14 protein-coding genes are annotated in these 19,350 nt (G+C 41.3%); 8 read left to right on the top strand and 6 right to left on the bottom strand.

Going from position 1 to position 19,350, the window contains the following annotated elements; all coding sequences use genetic code 11:
- Window positions 1–49 precede the first annotated feature (49 nt).
- From L0657_RS16915 to L0657_RS16900, 4 genes are all read left to right on the top strand, one after another.
- The gene (locus L0657_RS16915) at window positions 50–3,490 is read left to right on the top strand and encodes a TonB-dependent receptor (RefSeq protein ID WP_235151932.1); all 3,441 of its coding nucleotides are present in this window, start codon (window positions 50–52) and stop codon (window positions 3,488–3,490) included.
- Window positions 3,491–3,532: 42 nt separating this feature from the next.
- Window positions 3,533–4,975 carry a RagB/SusD family nutrient uptake outer membrane protein gene (locus L0657_RS16910; protein ID WP_235151931.1) on the top strand — a complete coding sequence of 481 codons (1,443 nt, stop codon included), beginning with the start codon at window positions 3,533–3,535 and terminating at the stop codon, window positions 4,973–4,975.
- Between the two features lie 125 nt (window positions 4,976–5,100).
- Window positions 5,101–5,523: a hypothetical protein gene (locus L0657_RS16905; protein WP_235151930.1), complete on the top strand. Its 423-nt coding sequence runs from the start codon at window positions 5,101–5,103 to the stop codon at window positions 5,521–5,523.
- Window positions 5,520–9,068, top strand: a complete 3,549-nt coding sequence (locus L0657_RS16900) for a VCBS repeat-containing protein (RefSeq protein WP_235151929.1) — start codon at window positions 5,520–5,522, stop codon at window positions 9,066–9,068. Before L0657_RS16905 ends, L0657_RS16900 begins: the two co-directional genes overlap by 4 nt.
- Here L0657_RS16900 and L0657_RS16895 read toward each other — a convergent pair whose 3' ends face one another.
- The 4 genes from L0657_RS16895 to mutY form a co-directional block, all read right to left on the bottom strand.
- The gene (locus L0657_RS16895; protein ID WP_235151928.1) at window positions 9,069–10,385 is read right to left on the bottom strand and encodes a transporter associated domain-containing protein; all 1,317 of its coding nucleotides are present in this window, start codon (window positions 10,383–10,385) and stop codon (window positions 9,069–9,071) included.
- A gap of 114 nt (window positions 10,386–10,499) precedes the next feature.
- Entirely contained in the window at window positions 10,500–10,973 is a 474-nt protein-coding gene (locus L0657_RS16890) for a single-stranded DNA-binding protein (protein WP_235151927.1), read from the bottom strand.
- A gap of 124 nt (window positions 10,974–11,097) precedes the next feature.
- Window positions 11,098–12,288 (bottom strand): Gfo/Idh/MocA family protein, encoded by a 1,191-nt coding sequence (locus L0657_RS16885; protein ID WP_235151926.1) that lies wholly within the window; start codon window positions 12,286–12,288, stop codon window positions 11,098–11,100.
- Window positions 12,289–12,660: 372 nt separating this feature from the next.
- Window positions 12,661–13,740 (bottom strand): A/G-specific adenine glycosylase, encoded by a 1,080-nt coding sequence (gene mutY / locus L0657_RS16880; protein WP_235151925.1) that lies wholly within the window; start codon window positions 13,738–13,740, stop codon window positions 12,661–12,663.
- A gap of 159 nt (window positions 13,741–13,899) precedes the next feature.
- Between mutY and L0657_RS16875 the strand changes: the two genes are divergently transcribed.
- The 3 genes from L0657_RS16875 (at window position 13,900) to L0657_RS16865 (ending at window position 16,920) form a co-directional block, all read left to right on the top strand.
- On the top strand, window positions 13,900–14,205 hold the full coding sequence (locus L0657_RS16875; RefSeq protein ID WP_090341329.1) for an HU family DNA-binding protein: 306 nt from the start codon (window positions 13,900–13,902) through the stop codon (window positions 14,203–14,205).
- A 30-nt stretch (window positions 14,206–14,235) separates the two neighbouring features.
- Entirely contained in the window at window positions 14,236–15,093 is an 858-nt protein-coding gene (locus L0657_RS16870) for a tetratricopeptide repeat protein (protein WP_235151924.1), read from the top strand.
- A 264-nt stretch (window positions 15,094–15,357) separates the two neighbouring features.
- Window positions 15,358–16,920 (top strand): Rne/Rng family ribonuclease, encoded by a 1,563-nt coding sequence (locus tag L0657_RS16865; protein ID WP_235151923.1) that lies wholly within the window; start codon window positions 15,358–15,360, stop codon window positions 16,918–16,920.
- A 65-nt stretch (window positions 16,921–16,985) separates the two neighbouring features.
- Here the strand turns inward: L0657_RS16865 and L0657_RS16860 are convergent, their stop codons facing one another.
- On the bottom strand, window positions 16,986–17,813 hold the full coding sequence (locus L0657_RS16860) for an enoyl-CoA hydratase/isomerase family protein (protein WP_235151922.1): 828 nt from the start codon (window positions 17,811–17,813) through the stop codon (window positions 16,986–16,988).
- A gap of 23 nt (window positions 17,814–17,836) precedes the next feature.
- Complete coding sequence (locus tag L0657_RS16855) at window positions 17,837–18,925, bottom strand: M20 family metallo-hydrolase (RefSeq protein ID WP_235151921.1); 1,089 nt, start codon at window positions 18,923–18,925, stop codon at window positions 17,837–17,839.
- A gap of 125 nt (window positions 18,926–19,050) precedes the next feature.
- Between L0657_RS16855 and L0657_RS16850 the strand changes: the two genes are divergently transcribed.
- Complete coding sequence (locus tag L0657_RS16850) at window positions 19,051–19,329, top strand: type II toxin-antitoxin system RelE/ParE family toxin (RefSeq protein ID WP_235151920.1); 279 nt, start codon at window positions 19,051–19,053, stop codon at window positions 19,327–19,329.
- The last annotated feature ends 21 nt before the right edge of the window (window positions 19,330–19,350 follow it).

Below are 19,350 nucleotides of genomic sequence, written 5' to 3'. Positions count from 1 at the left end.
GGTTGTTTCATGTTTTTGCGTTTCGTTAACCACAAAAACTCTTAAAATTATGAATAAAAAAATACCCCTCAAAAGGGTTGTTTACAAAGTCATGCGCACTAGTGTTAAGCAACTGATTATTGCGATTTTATGCTGTGGGATTTCCATGGCCCATACTTTACGTGGGCAGGAATTGCTGAGCAAAGAGATTTCTCTCAAAGTGGAATCTACGGAAATTAAAAAGGTATTGAACCTGATCGAAAAGCAGGCTGACGTAAAGTTTGTTTACAGCACAAGCAGTATCCAGAATTCTCAAAGTACATCTTTGAAAGAATTAAAAGGACCTTTGTACAAAGTGCTGGATCAGATATTAACTCCCCTGAATGTTTCCTATGAGGTAGTTGGCAACACTCGTATTTTGCTACGAAAAAACCCAGCAGGCACTTCGATCCAGACGCAGGGCTTCCTTTTTCCACTTAAAACCGCTGAGCGCAAAATTTCGGGAAAAGTGACAGACGACAAAGGCGAAGGCTTGCCTGGCGTAAATATTCTTGTGGTTGGAACCCAGCTAGGAACTTCCACCAACGAAAAAGGTGAGTACCAATTATCCATAGCTGATGCCGCCACTGCCTTGAAATTTTCTTTTATCGGATATGTCAGTCAGGAAGTGGTTCTTGACAAAAACGATATAATCAATATATCGCTTGTTCCTGATGTAAGTGCTTTGAATGAAGTGGTTGTCGTTGGTTATGGTACACAGGAAAAGAAAGATGTGACCGGAGCTGTATCGTCTGTCAAAGGAGCTGATTTCGAAAACCTTCCGTCTGGTGGAGCGCAGCAGGCATTACAAGGAAGAGCTGCGGGCGTTAATATTGTCCGTAACGGCGGTGCTCCGGGTGATGCAGGTACCATTCAGATCCGTGGTTTCGGAACTGTGAATAATGCTTCACCGCTCGTTGTAATCGACGGTGTACCGTCAGGAAGTATGAACGATGTCAACCCAAATGACATTGAGTCAATTGAAATTCTGAAAGATGCTTCTGCATCGGCAATCTATGGAACGCGTGCAGCAAACGGCGTTATAATCATCACCACCAAACGTGGGAAATTTGATAATCCGATTGCACTTTCCGTAAACGGTTACGTGGGTGTAACAAACCGGATCAAGACCTTGGACGTACTGGATGCTCCTTCTTTGGCGATGATTAAAAGGGAAGCTTATGAAAACGATGGCTTACCAATTCCGGCTATCTGGCAGGATACCAGATATCAGACCCAGCTTACCAACTGGCAGGATGAGCTGTTGCAACAAGGCATTACACAAAATTATGACGCTTCTATCCGAGGTGGTGGCAAATATTCGTCTTTTTCAATTTCGGGTGGATACTACGATGAAAAGGGTATTATTGAAAAATCGAAGTACAAACGGTTGAACTTCCGTATTAATTCAGATCATAAAATTGGCTCAAAAATCAAAATTGGTCAGAATTTCCAGTTCACCAATACTCACAACAGTTCACCTGATACAAGGTCTTCCCAAACGGGTTTACTTTGGAGTGCCATCCGTTTTCATCCCGGATTACCTGTTAAAAATACCGACGGCACTTATAGTTCCACGCAGGGAATCGGTGCTTTTGGCGATATTAACAACCCGGTTTTCACGGTCGATAACCAGGATACAGACAATATTCGCAACCGTTTTCTAGGTAGTGTGACCGGCGAGCTTGAAATTATCGAAGGTTTGAAACTTCGCGCGAATGTTGCCATGGATGCAACTTTTAGCGAAACTCGTACTTTTGATGTTAAGATTAATGACCAGTTCAGAACCAACGCTTACAATCAACTTGGATTAGGTCATGATAAAAACTGGTCGTTTTTGCAGGAATATTTTTTGTCTTATGATAAAAAATTTGGTCAGCACTCACTAAGTCTGGTAGGTGGATATACTTCCCAAACCTTCAATGATATTTATTCCAATCAGCGCGGACGTGATTTTGCGAGCGAGGATCCTTCGCTGCGTTACATGCAATATGCCGGAACGATCGTGTCGATACCTCTGAGCGATGGCGGAAACGGCGGACGCAGCTACGACGCACTTGCCTCAGTTTTTGGCCGGGTTAATTATTCTTTTAGAGACCGATATTTATTTACTGCAACTGTCCGCAGTGATGGTTCTTCCAAATTTGCTCCCGGAAACCAATGGGGTTATTTCCCTGCCTTTTCAGCAGGATGGAGAATTTCTGAGGAATCATTTTTCAAAAATGCACTCCCGATTTTCAGCAATTTCAAGGTTACAGGAGGTTGGGGACAATTGGGTAACCAAAATGTTGCCTCATTGCAGTATCTTGCTCTGATCAATTCTTCTTACCGCTATGCATTTGGTAACGGAGGCGTGCAAAATCAGATCGCGGGTTCAGCGCAAAGTCGGTTGGCAAATATCAATATTGGCTGGGAAACTGCTGAAATGAGCAACTTCGGACTGGAAGCCGGATTAATGAAAAACAGCCTGTATCTGTCTGCAAATTATTTTATTAAAGACACAAAAAAGATGCTTCTCGCCCCGCCATCCATCGGAACAATTGGTACCTCAACTATTCCTGATCAAAATATCGGAGAACTTAGAAACCAAGGTCTGGAATTGGAAGCGTCTTACCGTCATACGCTTGGCGACTTTACTTTTAATTTAAGTGGTAACGCGACTTTTATAAAAAACAAAATTACCAAACTGGCTACACCGGGCGGCTTTCTGGCGACGCAACTATATGGACGTGGCCAGCAGGAAATTGTCCGTACCTACGAAGGCCAGCCTTACGGAACATTTTACGGATATAAAACGGACGGACTTTATCAAAATCAGGGACAAATTGATTCAGACGTCAACATTGCTAACGATTCACGTCGTTCTGACGGACAGATAAAACCTGGCGACGTAAGATTTGTGGATTTGAATAATGATGGCGTAATCGATGATCAGGATAGAACAATTATTGGCAGCCCGCAGCCAAAGATCAATTATGGATTTTCTGCCGGTGTTAATTACAAAGGTTTTGATTTCAACCTGTTTTTTGTTGGTGTAGGCGGCGTTTCGGTTTACAATGCGGACAGGATGCAAGGACTTGACGCCAGTTATTCCTTTAACCTTTATGCTGATGCAATGAATCGCTGGAATGGTGACGGAACAAGCAACTCGGTACCAAGAGTTAGTATCGATAACGCAAACCGCAACTTCCGTCCTTCGGATCTGTTTGTTGAAAAAGGTGATTTCCTGCGTCTGAAAAATATGACGCTGGGATATACTTTGCCAAAGTCTGTTATTGGCGCGCTAAAAATGTCTCAGGCGAGACTTTACGTCACTGGCCAGAACATTATCACATTTACGAAATATTCCGGACTGAACCCCGAACTGGGATATGTGAGCGGAGGAACAGGGCAATACAACCAGCTAAATGTTGATTATGCACAGTACCCGTTGGCAAGAACCTGGACCATTGGCGCTTCCCTATCTTTCTAGTTCAAACGTTCAGATTCTTATACCAGCAGATTTTATATGATTATGAAAAAGATAACTACACTAGCCGGATATATTTTTCTTGCAACTTTGATCAGTTGCCAGGACAATTTATTGGAAACGACGCCGTATGGTCAGGTTACGTCCCAGCAATACTGGCGTAATGGCGACGACGTTGTGGCCGCAACAAATGCCATTTACGCTCCCTTGTTAAACGAAGATGGATTCGCACACACAGAATACACTTTCGATAACTGCTCAGATGATATGAACCGGGCAGGTGATCACGCGGATGAAACGGCTTTGGAAATGTTCACTTTTGATCCCTCCAATTCCCATATTCTTGCAACCTGGTCCACGAAGTATGAAGTTATTTCAAGGGCAAATGCAGTACTTATCAACGCCCCGAAAGTGGATATGGACGAAACCTTGCGAAACCGGAGCATGGGCGAAGCTTATTTCCTGCGTGGTTTTGTATACTGGCGCTTATCTCTGATCTATGGCGAAGTACCGATTTTATTGGAGGAAGATGCATTGAACCAGACCTATAACAAACCGAAATCTTCGCTGGCCGAGGTGAGAGCGCAGGCAGAAGCTGATTTCCAAAAAGCTGCAACGATGCTTCCGGTTACCTACGAAGCAACAGAAGCTGGCCGGGCAACGCAGGGAGCTGCTTATGGTTTTCTTGCCAAATTGTATGTATATCAGGAAAACTGGGCTAAGGCAATCGAGGCAAGTGCAAAGGTTACTTCGAATGCAGCTTATAAACTAGCAACCGGATTCAATCAGAATTTTGAGTTGGTTACAGAAAATAATACAGAAACATTATTTTCGCTGCAATACGAAACAGGATGGACAGCAGATAACTCACCAGCCTATTACCACACACCGCAAACTTTTGGCGGTTGGGGATTTCATGAGCCGATTCAGGATCTCGTGAATGAGTTTGAAGAGGGCGATCCGCGTAAGGCCTATTCTATTTTTAGTCCGGGTGATAAGGTGGAAAGAGGATCTCTTGGCGAAACGGAATTTACTGCTGATATGACTCGTGTTACTGGATTTGCTTTCCGGAAATATTCTCAGTTTACCCCAACGGGTGATATGGATCAGAGTCTGAATGCTCCGTTTTTGCGTTCAGCGGATGTTTATCTTTTGGCAGCCGAAGCTAAAATCCGTTCCGGACAAAGTGGTGATGCTGAAATCAATGCGGTCAGAAAACGGGCAGGTGTGAAAGAGATCACCGGTGCTACGATGAAGGATATCATGCACGAACGTCGTGTCGAACTTGCCGGTGAGAACGAGCGTCATCAGGATCTGATGCGTTGGGACAAAGCCGGCCTCATTGATATTGCTGCACATTATAAAATTGCCCGCGGACCGTATAAACCAAGTCGTAATTTTGTAAAACCTAAACATTATTACTTCCCGCTCCCACAACGTGAAGTGGATTTGAGTGATGGGGTTTTGATCCAGAATAGTAATTATTAATTGTTAATGGTTAGTGGTTAATGTGGCTGAGGAATTTTCCCGGCGTTTTGAAAGAAGTCAACGTAGGGATATTGTCCTTTAATGGTTGGCTTCTTTCTTTTTCAATTGAAGTAATTTAGAAAATTGTGAAAAAAGTAGTTGTTGCGTTTTTTTTAATTTCTGTTTTGACACGATGTGCGTCGAAAGAAAAGCAGATTTTGGGTATCTGGAAAACGGATTCTATTTCGAACTTTGTCAATGGTTTTACACATGTCAACAATTCTCAGGATGAGCATTGGTCGCATTTTGAGTATACCAAAGATGGGGTGGTTTTTGAACGCCGGAAGGATGAATTCAGGAAATATAATTACAAAATTCTGAAATCGGATTCGCTTGTTTATCTGGATTCGGCTGGTGCTTTTTTGAATGGTTATAAAATTCTGAAACTGGACAATGATCAGCTTGTGCTTAAAAAACTTCAAAAACCATACCTTCCCGGCAAAAATCAGGAATTATATGAAATCCGCTTTTTCTCTAAAATAACCTCCGATAGTACCGCATCCAAATGATCCGAAAACTGATTTTACTTTTCATAATTAGCAGTGCGCTGTTAACCTGTAAAAAAAAGAATCAGGATACCTTATTTGAATTGCTTCCTTCCGGCGAAACCGGAATTACTTTCTCCAATAACTTGAAAGAGGATGAAAAACTCAACATCCTCACCTACGAATATTTTTACAACGGCGGCGGTGTTGGTATTGGCGATATCAACAATGACGGTTTACAGGATGTTTTCATGGGCGGAAACATGGCTGAAAGTCGGCTTTATCTCAACAAAGGCAATTTAAAGTTTGAAGATATCACTGAGAAGTCAGGAATAAAACTTGCCGATAGTTGGTCTCGCGGAATTTCCATGGTCGATATTAATGCGGATGGTTTTCTGGATATCTACGTTTGTCGAGCGGGGCCTCAACAACCAAATTCCTCTATTGTACCTCGCCCCAATCTCCTGTACATCAATCAGGGTAATAACACTTTTGTTGAAGAGGCAAAAAAGTATGGTCTGGATTATTCCGGAAACACTACTCAGGCTGCGTTTTTCGATTATGACAAAGACGGTGATCTCGATATTTTTCTGGTAACCAACGTCATGGAGCGCAAAGGTCCTAATGTGATCCGGCCAAAACGAACGGATGGTTCTGCACTAAGTACTGATAAATTATACCGGAATGATGGTAAAATTAATGGTCAGATAAAATTCACCAATGTTTCCACAGAGGCGAATATCCTTACCGAAGGTTTTGGTTTGGGTGTTTCTATCGTTGATGTCAATGAAGATGGCTGGCCGGACGTGTATATTTCCAATGATTATTTGTCGAATGATCTGCTGTATATTAATCAGCAAAATGGGAAATTCCAAAACGAGATAACCGATTATTTCCGTCACCAAAGTTACTCAGCCATGGGTAACGATGCGGCTGATATTGACAATGACGGACTGGTGGATTTTGTAACGCTCGATATGCTACCGGAAGGAAATATCCGCCGGAAAAACATGTTTGGGCTGATGAACTATGACCGTTTTCTTTCAGAACAAAGAATGGGTTACCAGCCACAATTTATGCGTAATACCTTACAGCATAACAATGGAAATCGCCCCGGAACAAATCATCCTTTTTTTAGTGAAATAGGGCGTTTTTCCGGTGTCCAGGCGACGGATTGGAGTTGGAGCGCTTTGTTTGCCGATTATGACAATGACGGGAAACGCGATCTGATGATCACAAACGGATATCCAAAAGACATTACAAACCGTGATTTTGTGATTTACCGGATGGCGCAATATCAGCAGCAAATCCAGTCCGGAAATCTGGATAATACCCCAACCGTTCAGGCTTTGAAAGAAGTTGAAGGCGCGCATGTTTCTAATTATTTGTTTAAAAACAACGGAGATCTCACCTTTAAAAACCAATCCGAATCCTGGGGTTTTAATAAGCCATCTTTTTCAAACGGTGCAGCTTATGCGGATCTGGACAATGACGGTGACCTGGATTTAGTGATAAATAACATTGATCATGAAGCATTTGTATACAAAAACAATTCAGAAAAACTGCCTGATCATCATTATCTCCGCATCAAATTAAACGGCACAAAAGAAAATCCTTACGGATTTGGGTCTAAGGTGACAATTTACACGAAGAACGAAAAACAGTATATTGAGCATTCGCCCTACCGAGGATATCAGTCGACTGTTGAAAACACGCTGCATTTTGGACTTGGGAAAAATAAAAAAGTGGATTCTATCCGGGTGGTTTGGTCAGACAAGAAAACACAATTGTTGACCAATATTTCTGCTGATCAGGTTTTAAAACTGAAACATGATAGAGCATCTGTCAATCAGAAAAATAATCCGATAATACCAAAACCCCTTTTTCAGGAAGTTTCGGATGCGTTGGGGATTCTTTACAAACACAAAGAAGAATTATATATTGATTTTAAAATACAGCCGCTTTTACCACATTTATTATCACAAAACGGGCCGGGCATTGCAGTTGGCGATATCAATGGGGACGGGCGTGAAGATTTCTATATAGGTGGGGCATTCCGTCATTCGGGAAGTTTTTTTGTTCAAAATGCGCATGGACAGTTTATTGAAAAACCGCTGACCAAAGACCAAAAATTCGAAGAAGATATGGGTTCGCTGTTTTTTGACGCAGACGAGGATGGCGATCTGGATTTGTATATCGTCAGTGGAAGCAGCGAATTTCCGATTGATTCAAAATATTATCAGGATCGTCTTTATTTGAATGACGGAAAGGGAAAATTTAAACTGGATTTATCAGCTTTACCTATCAATACGACCAGCGGTTCTTCGGTTAATGCTGTGGATTTTGACAAAGACGGTGATCTGGATTTGTTCATCGGCGGCAGACTGACGCCCGGCCAATATCCAACTTCACCGAAAAGCTCGATCCTCAGGAACGATCAAGGAAAGTTTACAGACATTACTACTCAGGTTTGTCCTGAACTAAATTCAATCGGCATGGTTACGTCTTCGCTCTGGACAGATTTCGATCACGACGGATGGATGGATTTGATTTTGGCCGGCGAATGGATGCCGCTTACATTTCTAAAAAATACAAATGGAAAATTTGTTAATATCACTGCCTCTGTTGGTCTGACCAATACAACAGGTTGGTGGAATAGTATCAGTTCCGGAGATTTTGATGAAGATGGCGATATGGATTATGTCGTTGGAAATGTTGGTTTAAATTCAGAAGAACGTCCGTCATCAACCAAACCGCTGACAATGTTCGCCAAAGATTTTGACAAAAGCGGAACAATAGATCCTGTTATATTCCGATATACCGGCGAAAACTTGTATCCTATCCACCCGCGTGACGAAATGACAAGCCAGATGAATTTTCTTAAAAAGCGCTTTGTCTATTATGGCGATTATGCAAAGGCAGAGATAAAAGATATTTTCAAAAAAGATGAGTTGAAAGACGCCAGGAAGCTTATCTGTGAAGAAATGAGAAGTGTTTTGCTGGAAAATCTGGGAAATGGGAAATTTAAAATGAAGGCTCTTCCCGCGGCGGCACAACTCGGACCAGTCTACGGCATTCTGACCGGGGACTACAACGCAGACGGACATCAGGACTTATTGTTAACAGGAAATTCTTATGCTCCTGAATCAATCAGCGGAAGACTTGATGCTTTTAATGGCTTGCTTTTATTGGGAAATGGCAAAGGAAATTTCAGTCCGGTATCAGCGGCTTCCGGCGGTTTTCTTGTAGAAGGCGACGGAAAAAGCCTGGCGGAATTAACTTTAACTGATGGAAATAAACTGATTCTTGCAGCCCAAAACAATGACAAGCTCAAAGTTTTCTTTTCTCAAAATAAAGAAAAAAACCTGATCAAAATCACGCCAATCGCCGATGAGATCAGGGCAGAAATTATCTTAAAAAATGGCAAGAAAAGAACGCATGAATGGAATTATGGTTCGGGATACTTATCTCAATCGTCCCGGGTTTTGACAATTTCAAAAGACAACGTGAGCAAAATTAACATCTACGATTCAAAGGGAAATCTGAGATCTGTTTCACCGCATAATTGATCATCCAACCAAAACTCTCACTTTTTTAATTCTCTTTTTGTCAGCTGATTGTACCTTGAAAGTAATTTCCCGGTGCGTGGCAATTTCTCCAGTGCGGGGTAATCTTGAAAAAAGTTCTAATAAAAGTCCCGCCAGCGACTCACTGTTTCCACGCACTTCCTCAAAATAATCCGATTCAAGATCCAGGATACGGCAAAGATCATTGATCAAAACTTTACCTTCGAAGACGTACGTATTCTCATCTACTTTGGTATAATTGACTTCCTCTTCCTCGTCATACTCATCATTGATATCACCAAAAATTTCCTCAATAATATCTTCCAAAGTGATCAATCCGCTCGTTCCTCCATACTCGTCGATCACAATCGCCATGTGAACGCGACGGTTCTGGAATTCTTTCATAAGATCATCCAGCCGCTTACTTTCAGGAATCAAATAAGGTTCACGAAGCAATTTTTGCCAGTTGAAATGCTCATTATGATGCAGATAAGGAAGGAGATCTTTTACATTTAGGGTTCCTTCCACACTGTCCAGCGTATCTCTATAAACAGGAACCCGGGAATATCCCGACTTATTGATTTTATCCATAAGCTCATGGAAATTGAGCTCAATGTCGAAAGCTGTGATATTAACACGTGGCTGCATCGCCTTCCGCGCATTGGTCTGCCGGAAATTTGCTAATCCGCGGAGGAGATCCGTTCCTTCTTCGCTTTCTGCTTTTGCTTCTAATCTTTCAGTAGAAATTTCAGAACCTTCCGGTGTCAAAATTCCAAAAAAGTAGCCCAGGCGAGTAACTGGTTTTGTCAGTGGTTCACATAGTTTTATAATAAAATGGGTAGTACCGGAAATTTTCGGAATTAATTCAGCAGCATTGCGTGCAGAAAAAAACCTGACCATAACATCAAGCCATATCCAGAAAGCCAGCGTTGCCAGTGAAATCCAGTGAAATATAGTTTCATCGTTGTTCTGAACCTGGAGCCAGGTAAACCTTGCAGCTAATAATAACCCAAGCAATGTAACCCCGCGCTGGATAATAGAAAGTGCTAATTGCTGAATGCGCGTAGGAAGCTGGTTTTCCGGAATACTTTTTCGCTCCCAGGGATTTTCCATTGCGCCGGCTGTTGCATAAGAAGCTCTGATTCCCGACAGAAAAAGAGAGACAGCCAAAAGAATGAAGACAAGAATTAATTCGTAAACAGCAGAGCTGTCAATGGGTATGACCATACCGGCCAGTAATGGAAGCGCACTTTTAGCGGGATAAATTATCCCCGTACGCTTTCGAGACAAGGGATCGTCACTATCGGCAGTTTCTTTCACAAAAAATCTGAAAAGTTCATAATAAACCCAAGTTAAGAATTCTACCCAAAAATCCTGTTGTCAAATGACATTACGTCTTAAAAAACATGCGATTTGGATAGAATTCTTAGAAAATCAGAATGGCAGATCGTCATCATCATTTCCTGCTGCCATCGAAGGCGGGATCGGATCAGCCGATCTCGGAGCCTGGTTTTGTTTCGGAGCAGACGACTGCGCATAACCCTGATTTCCCTGGTTATTTTCGCCTCCGCCTGTGTTAGGCCCGCCCAATAAAGTCATGCTGTTTGCGCGGATCGTTACGCCGGATTTCTGAACACCTTCCTTGTCCGTCCAGTTATCCGTACGGATTCTTCCTTCTATATATACAGAATTACCTTTTTTAAGATATTTCTCAGCAACTTTCGCAAGTCCTTCCCATAATTCAATGCGGTGCCATTCGGTATTTTCTACTTTTTCACCGTTCTTATTTGTGTAAGAATCAGTTGTTGCAATACTGAATTTTGCAACTGCCGAACCGCTCTCCAGATATCTGACTTCCGGGTCGCTTCCTAAATTTCCGATAAGGATTACTTTGTTAACTCCTGCCATGATTTCGTGCGTTTGTGATGATTGTGGATAATTAAATTCAATATACCGGATATTAGTTCAAATATGCAAATTCAAATTTCGCATAAATATTTTCATGACCATTTCCAGTATTCTGAATCATTTTTCACACATCCTGCTCACTGATTTTTCCTGTAATTTTATTTTTCAGGATCAATTTGTTCCGTCCGTCGTGCGTCACTTCCTGTTTGATCAGATAATGCTCTTCATCATGTTCAACATAATTTGAAGGTTTCGTCACGCCTTCCTGTCCACGCCAAACCGGCAACTCCACGTTCTCCCACAACTTGGTTTTTGAAGAACGATAGGCCGCGTCAATAACCGCATTCACAACATAACCGTCATAAAAAGTTTCGGCCGCATCACGCCCTTCCTCAGCTGCATTGAACATATCCGTGAACATGTGGTTATAACCCAGATCATTTACTTCATCGCCCACAGGAAAAAGCCAGCCGCTTTTACTTTCTGCTTTTTCAGCAACATAATCGCCTCCACTCCCTGATGTATACATTTCAAATCCGGTGCGCAGGAAATTGTTAATCCAGATTGTCCCTTCAGTACCCATCACCTCATCTCGCAGGTCCATACCTCCGCGGAAAGTCCAGCTTACTTCAAATTGTCCGATCGCGCCGTTCTCATATTTTACCAGAGCAATGGCATGATCTTCGGCATCAATCGGTTTTACCTGCGTATCTGCCCAGCACATCACTTCCACCGGACGAATATCTTTGCCAATAAAATTTCTTGAAATTTCGATGCAATGGCAACCCAGATCCAAAATACATCCACCGCCAGCCTGTTCAATATCCCAAAACCATTCACTATGCGGGCCAGGATGTGCTTCTCTGGATTTTGCCCAGATAATTCTGCCAAGAGCTCCGGTTTTTACACTTTCCAGTGCCTTCAAAAACTTTGGACTATAACAAAGATCTTCCAGATAACCGGCAAAAATCCCGGCTTCTTCCACCGCCTGCATCATGCGGAGTGCCTCGTCCGCATTTCTTCCCAAAGGTTTTGTGGAAACAACGGCCTTTTTATGTTTTGCGCAAAGCATAACCGCCTCTTCGTGCAGATTATTTGGCAGTGCGATACATACCATATTAACACTCGGGCTTGAAATAATCTCTTCCATATTGGTGGACCAGAAATCACAACCATAATCATCCGCGAATTTTTTGGCGCTTTCTTCCCGACGCGCATAAATCGCAACAACCCGGTCGCGGCCACGCTGGCCATGAATGGATTCCGCATAAAAACGTCCGATGAAACCGGACCCAAGCATGGCAATTTTTTGCATAATGATTATAAGGTTAGGTGAATTGGTATCTGGTAATCAAACCTTCGAAACTAAATTATATTTCGGTGCTCTGCACCTTGGGAAACCTTCTCTTTTCGCTTATTCCTACAAGTATTGCGGTACTCTGTACCTGATATAAGTTAAGTGCAGAGCGCCCAAATATTTGTAGCAACCAATAATATCAACAGGCCAAAGGTGCAAAGCAACGTAATAATCTATTTATTCGTATTTTCTCAATTCCGTTTTGGTTCTTGTTCTTATCCTTCGTTTTCATGATCTGGAACGATATCATCTCAAAATAAATTTGCCACAAATGCAAGAAAAAATTAGGGCAACGTTTTGTGAAAAATTCGTGTATTTGTGGCAAAAAAATTACAAGAATAACTCTTCTTTTAAAACTGTATCCATTAAAATGGGTTTTGGTAATTCTTCCACTTCACTTCTCGAATAAAACGCCATATCCTCCGGCAGATTTATAACTTCACCTTCCGGAACTATAATCCACCAGAATCTTACTGTCAATCTTTGATGAGTCAACAAATGCGTGTACTCTTTCAGAACCTGGCGAACTTGTCCCTTGTTTTTCCAGTCTTCAAGAAAAGTGTCCTTTGGTAGATCATCAGGGCTGTTAATATCAGAAGACGATTCAATTAAATAAAAATCATAAAGTCCCTTCCAGATATCCTTTTTAAGCCGCTCATGCATCGCAAGACTATCGCCTTTTTGTAAAATGAAATAGTTAAAATACCGGTTTTTCACCGCATTCTTTTTCATCTTGACCGGAAGTTTATTCTGCATTTTGAATTCATAAGCATAACACATATAAGCGAAAGGGCAAATTGAACAATTTGGAGAAACCGGCACACATTGCAGTGCCCCGAACTCAATCATCGCCTGGTTATAAGTTGCAGGATCATCCTTTGAAATAATCTCTTTTGCGAGATTAGTGAATTCATTTTTTGCACCGGAACTTAATATATCCGTAAAAATCCCGAACAAACGGGACATCACTCGGTATACATTTCCATCGATGGCCGGAACAGCTTCATTAAAAGCAAAGGATGCGATGGCTGCGGCGGTGTAAGCACCCAGACCTTTGAGTTTCGCAAGTTTCACTGCACTTTCAGGAAACTTCCCCTCCCACTCTTCCACAATATGCCTGGCCGTATGGTGCATGTTTCTGGCTCTCGAATAATAACCCAAACCCTGCCATAATCTCAGCACATCGCGCTCATCCGCAGCCGCCAGATCAAATACTGTCGGATAGTTAATCAGGAATTTTTCATAATACGGAGTTCCCTGTGCGACACGGGTTTGTTGTAAAATAATCTCCGAAAGCCAAATTTTATATGGGTCTGTCGTTTGTCTCCACAATAGCGGACGATGGTTTTCGAGATACCAGGATTTTAGTTTTGCGTTAAATTCAAGTAGTTGTAAATGATCGGGTAGCATAACGTTTTGACTTATATACACTGTTTTTTAACCAATTAGAAAAAAAATGAAAATGCTAACCTTTTAAATTATGGTAAAATTACCCTACCTTTGTGTTCCCAAAATTTGGAGGAGGAAATAAAGAAAAGAAATAATATCCACTTAAAGTAAATAATCAAAGTGACTAAGGCAGACGTAATCGCACAAATTTCCGAGAAAACAGGTGTAGACAAGGGCGATGTTCAACAAACGCTAGAATCGTTTTTCACCGTGGTAAAAGACTCGCTTGCAGAGGGTGAAAATCTATATGTTAGAGGTTTCGGTAGCTTTATCAATAAAAAGCGTGCCCGTAAAGTAGCTCGTAATATCTCACAAGGTACTTCAATGATCATTGACGAGCATTTTGTACCAAGCTTTAAACCAGCAAAAGTTTTTGTTGAGCAAGTTAAAGTGAGTGACAAATTGAAAGATCTAGCTGAAAAATAATTTGCCTTAATTAGGTTTGATTAAAACAGTATGAAAAAGTCTATAATTCTTTCTTGTGTATTGGCGTTGGCCCTGGTTGGAACTCTTTACAGTCTTCCGAAGGTGGTTGTTAATACAAAAGCAAAAGAAGTGGACACCGAGAAGAGTCAGGCTGCAAAAGCGCCAGGTGCTAACACACCAGCTACTCCGGCATCCGAAACTCCCTCGAACATGCATGATGGAGCCACTTTATCCCCAGAGCAGCAAAAAAATGTTGATTCTCAGAGAAGTGGCTTCAATCAGGCAAGTGGAAAAGAAAAAATAGCTGCCGGATTAAAATTGTCCGACACGTTCTCCAAACTTCAAAAATTCGACAGCGCTGCACATTATGCTGAACTGGTAGCACAGCTATCACCTTCTATTGAAAATATTACAAAAGCAGGTGATCGTTATTATGAAGCATATGGATTTGCCGTTGATGATGCCAAAGCAAAAAGCCTTGGTAACAAAACACGGGAGTTTTATGGAAAAGCAATTGAAAAAAATCCAGGGTTGCTGGCAGCAAAAGCCAATATGGCCATGACCTATGTGAACACTGAAAACCCGATGCAGGGAATTTTGATGTTGCGTGAAGTTTTGGATACTGATCCTACAAATGAGTTAGCTTTGTTTAATCTGGGTATTCTGTCCATGCGTTCGAATCAATTCTCGAAAGCAGCAGATCGGTTTAAACAAATTCTGACAAATAACCCGGCGAATACAAAAGCTAAGTTCTATTTAGGACTTACGCTTGTGGAGCTTGGGAAAAAAGAAGAGGCTCGTAAAGTACTGGCGGAAGTGAAGAAGGAAGAAAATGACCCCGTGATTCAGCAGGCCATTGTGGAACTTCAGGAGCGTCTTGACAATTAAATAAGTAAAACAATTATTTTTTATTATATAAACGACATAAATTTATGCCTTGCGGAAAGAAAAGAAAGAGACATAAGATTTCCACTCACAAGAGAAAGAAACGTCTTAGAAAAAATAGACATAAGAAGAAATAATTGATATATGACCGGATCTCAATCATTTGAATCCGGTCATATTATCACTTACGAGATATATGTTGCCTGTCTTTAATGTAAAGCAGGAGGTTGAGTATTAACTTTATATAGCCATTTGGTTGGTTGAACATTGAGTAACGAATTACTAATAAATTCTACTCAAAAGGGAGAGCGTATAGCCCTTTTGCAGGATAAACGTCTGTTAGAATACCACGTCGAAACACCGGACCAGAGCTTTACTGTTGGGGATATTTACCTTGGTACAGTAAGGAAACTTGTGCCTGGGCTTAATGCCGCGTTCGTTGACGTAGGATTTGAGAAGGATGCTTTTTTGCATTATCTGGATTTAGGGTCGAACATAAACTCTCTTAATAAACTAACCAAAGATGTAATCTCCAAGCGCGTCAATTCCGGGAAGTTGAATAACTTCAAGATGGAACCCGAAATTGAAAAACTTGGCAAGATTGATAAAGTACTTTCTAAAAATCAGGCTATTCTGGTTCAGATTGTTAAAGAACCTATTTCAACAAAAGGCCCCCGCCTGTCTTGTGATATTTCTATTGCAGGTCGTTACATCGTCTTGGTTCCTTTCTCAAATTCGGTAAATCTTTCCAAAAAGATTACTGACAAACAGGAAAGAACGCGTTTGCAACGACTCATGTCTTCCATCAAACCAGCCAACTTCGGTGTAATTATCCGTACTGTTGCCACTGGAAAAGATGTAGATGAACTGAATAAAGATCTTCAGGATTGTCTGGATAAATGGGAAAATGGTATCAAAACGCTTCGTGATGCCAAGCCTCGCGACCGTGTGATCGGTGAAATGAACCGTGCTTCTTCGATTATCCGTGATATGTTGAACGAATCGTTTGACAGCATTACGGTTGATTCAAAAGAAGTTTACGAGGATATAAAAGCCTATATCCACAACATTGCGCCGGATAAAGAAAGTATCTTGAAATTGCATAATGGCAAGAACAAGATATTTGAACAATTCGGTTTAGAGAAGCAAATCAAATCTCTTTTTGGCCGTTCGGTAAGTTTGCCAAACGGTGGTTATCTGATCATTGAACATACGGAAGCTCTGCACGTTATCGACGTGAACAGTGGAAATAAGTCTAATTCGGAAGAAGATCAGGAAGCTACTGCGCTCAGTGTAAACATTGAAGCAGCGAAAGAAATTGCCCGTCAGTTGCGCTTGCGCGATATGGGTGGAATTATCGTTGTCGATTTCATTGACATGAAGAAGGCGGAAAACAAACGCGTTCTTTTTGACATGATGCGCGACGAAATGAAAGGCGACCGTTCAAAATATACGGTTCTTCCGCTTTCGAAATTCGGGTTACTGCAAATCACACGTCAGCGTGTAAGACCCGAAATGAATATTGTTACCCGCGAAACCTGTCCTACTTGCGGCGGTACGGGAACGATCCAGGCAAGTATTCTGGTAACGGATATTATTTTGTCGAATCTGGATTATATTCTTTCAAAACAAAATGAACGTGGTATCACCATCGCGCTTCATCCATTTATCCATGCTTATTTCACAAAAGGAATAATTTCTGAACAGGTAAAATGGCTTTTCCAATACAAAACCTGGGTGAAACTAATTAAGGATACTTCATTGGGGGTTATTGATTTCAAGTTCCATAACAAGTATGGGGAAGAAATTGAGATTGTGCCGGGAAGCTAAATTGGCTGTCGGCTGTCTGCAATCAGCTTTCGGCATTGGCTCGGTGTAAGTTTTTGGCAATTCTGTTACTTTCCTTTCCAGATTGGATTTCGTTTTTCTTTGAAAGCGGCTGTGCCTTCTTTTGCGTCTTCGGATTTTAGGAGTTTATCCAGTTGAGCTTTGAGATAAATATGGCGATCATTTTCCGCTATATCTGATATATTTTGAAGTGCCTCCATTCCCGATTTGACTGCATATGGAGCATTTGAGCAAATCAGATCGGCAAGTTTATTGACTTCATGTTCAATAACTTCTTTATTTACTATTTGAGTAACCAGACCGATATTCTTCGCTTCTTCTGCCGAATAACTTTTCCCGGTTATTGAAATTTCAAGTATTTTTCTTTTGGGGATAATTTCTAATAACGAAGCCATGACCTGCATCGGCCATATTCCTCTTTTCACTTCTGGTAGACTAAAACTTGCTTCTGGTAGACTCACAACAAAAGTGCATCCACAGACAATCAAAAAACCTCCTGCAAAGACAGAACCTTCTACTTGTGCGATACACGGTTTATGTAAATTCGCAAAAGCATCACCAAGTCTGACTTCTTCAATCGGCTCGGCAAGCGTTAGATTTTTAAGATCTATTGTCGGATCATGGAAAGCATTTAAATCAGCGCCAGCACAAAAAACCGGACCTTCAGCTTTTATAATAACACACCGAATATCAACCTGACTTTTTGCATAAGCCAGCGCAAATGCGATCTCACTGGCCATTGTGGGCGTGAAAGCATTTCGCTTTTCCGGCCGATTTAGGATTATTTCAAAAACATTTCCTTTCAAAGAAGTTTTGATATACAGAAACCGGACTGTATAAAATTTCGCAACGTCTTCTTCTTTGAAAAAAAACATAATAGGCAAGTATTAATGTGAAATTACTTAGTCACAACTTCTTCCAGCATACTGATATATTGCAAGATACCAGCTTCGATTTCATGGAGATAAATAAATTCGTTGGCTGTATGTGAACGCTCCGAATGTCCCGGCCCCATTTTCAACGACGGACAATCCAGTAATGCCTGATCCGAAGTAGTTGGTGAGCCATAAGCAATTCTGCCTCTTTTTAAACCTGCCTGCACGATCGGATGTTCCATCGGAATACTCGAAGGACGCAGGCGGATTGAACGCGCGCTTACCTCCGACTGAATATTTTCCTGGATCACCTCAATGATTTCTTCCAGAGTATATTGATCCGTCGCCCGAACGTCAATCGTAAAAATGCAGGTATCAGGCACTACATTATGCTGCGTCCCGGCATTGATAATGGTAACCGACATTTTGATCGGTCCCAGAGTCGGGGAAATTTTGGGGAATTTATAATTCCGGATCCATTCTATATCCTGAATGGCTTTATAAATCGCATTATCCCCTTCTTCTCTCGCCGCGTGTCCGGATTTTCCTTTTGCAGTACAATCCAGTACCAGCAAACCTTTTTCAGCCACCGCCAAATGCATTTCCGTTGGTTCACCAACAATCGCAAAGGCTATTTCAGGAAGCTCGGGAACAACAATTTCCAAACCTTCTTTTCCTGAAACTTCTTCCTCTGCGGTAGCAGCAATAACAATATTGTAAGTTAAATCTTCGCGATTATAGAAATAACAAAAAGTAGCAATCAACGAAACCAGACAACCGCCGGCATCATTACTTCCCAAACCAAAAAGCTGATCCCCTTCAACCAGAGCCTGAAAAGGATCCAGTGTCCAGGATTTATTTGGTTTTACCGTATCGTGGTGAGAATTTAAAAGAACAGTAGGTTTTGCGGGATCAAAATATCTATTGTAAGCCCAGATATTATTTTTTTTTGTCTGAAAAGGAATCTCTTTTTGTCTGAAAAAATCCTGGATCAATGCAGCCGTATGTTCTTCCTCTCTGCTAAACGAAGGTGTTTTAATCAGTTTTTTTAGTAATGAAATTACCTCCTGCGTAAGCTGTTGGATATTTTCAGAGTCTGTTAGAGAGGACATATTCGGGCTTTCTGGTACAACAATCTTTTAGGCAAAGGTATAAAAAAGGAATTACAAGAGTGACCTATCAATCTGGGCGCGTCAAATCTCTTTGCACCTATAACATTTTGTTCAATAGTTGTGTTATGATAATAAACTTTCGACACAAAGGTCTGAGATTATTGTATGAAAAGGATGATCCTTCTAAATTACAACCTCACCATATTGAAAAAATTAGACGAATTCTTTATCGCCTGGATGAATCGTTCAGTATTGAAGATATGAACCAGATCGGTTGGGGACTTCATGAACTTACAGGAAATTTGAAAGGTTTTTGGTCTGTTAAGGTTGATAAAAATTTTAGAATTATATTTAGACTGGAAAACGGGATTGTGTTTGACGTCGACTATATCGACTACAATTAATAAAGGTTATATATGATCAAT

Origin of the sequence: Dyadobacter sp. CY345 (assembly GCF_021502725.1) — a bacterium.
In the GTDB taxonomy this organism is placed as follows: domain Bacteria; phylum Bacteroidota; class Bacteroidia; order Cytophagales; family Spirosomataceae; genus Dyadobacter.
The sequence above is the reverse complement of the archived record's forward strand: the minus strand, read 5'-3'. Positions and strand labels throughout refer to the sequence as shown.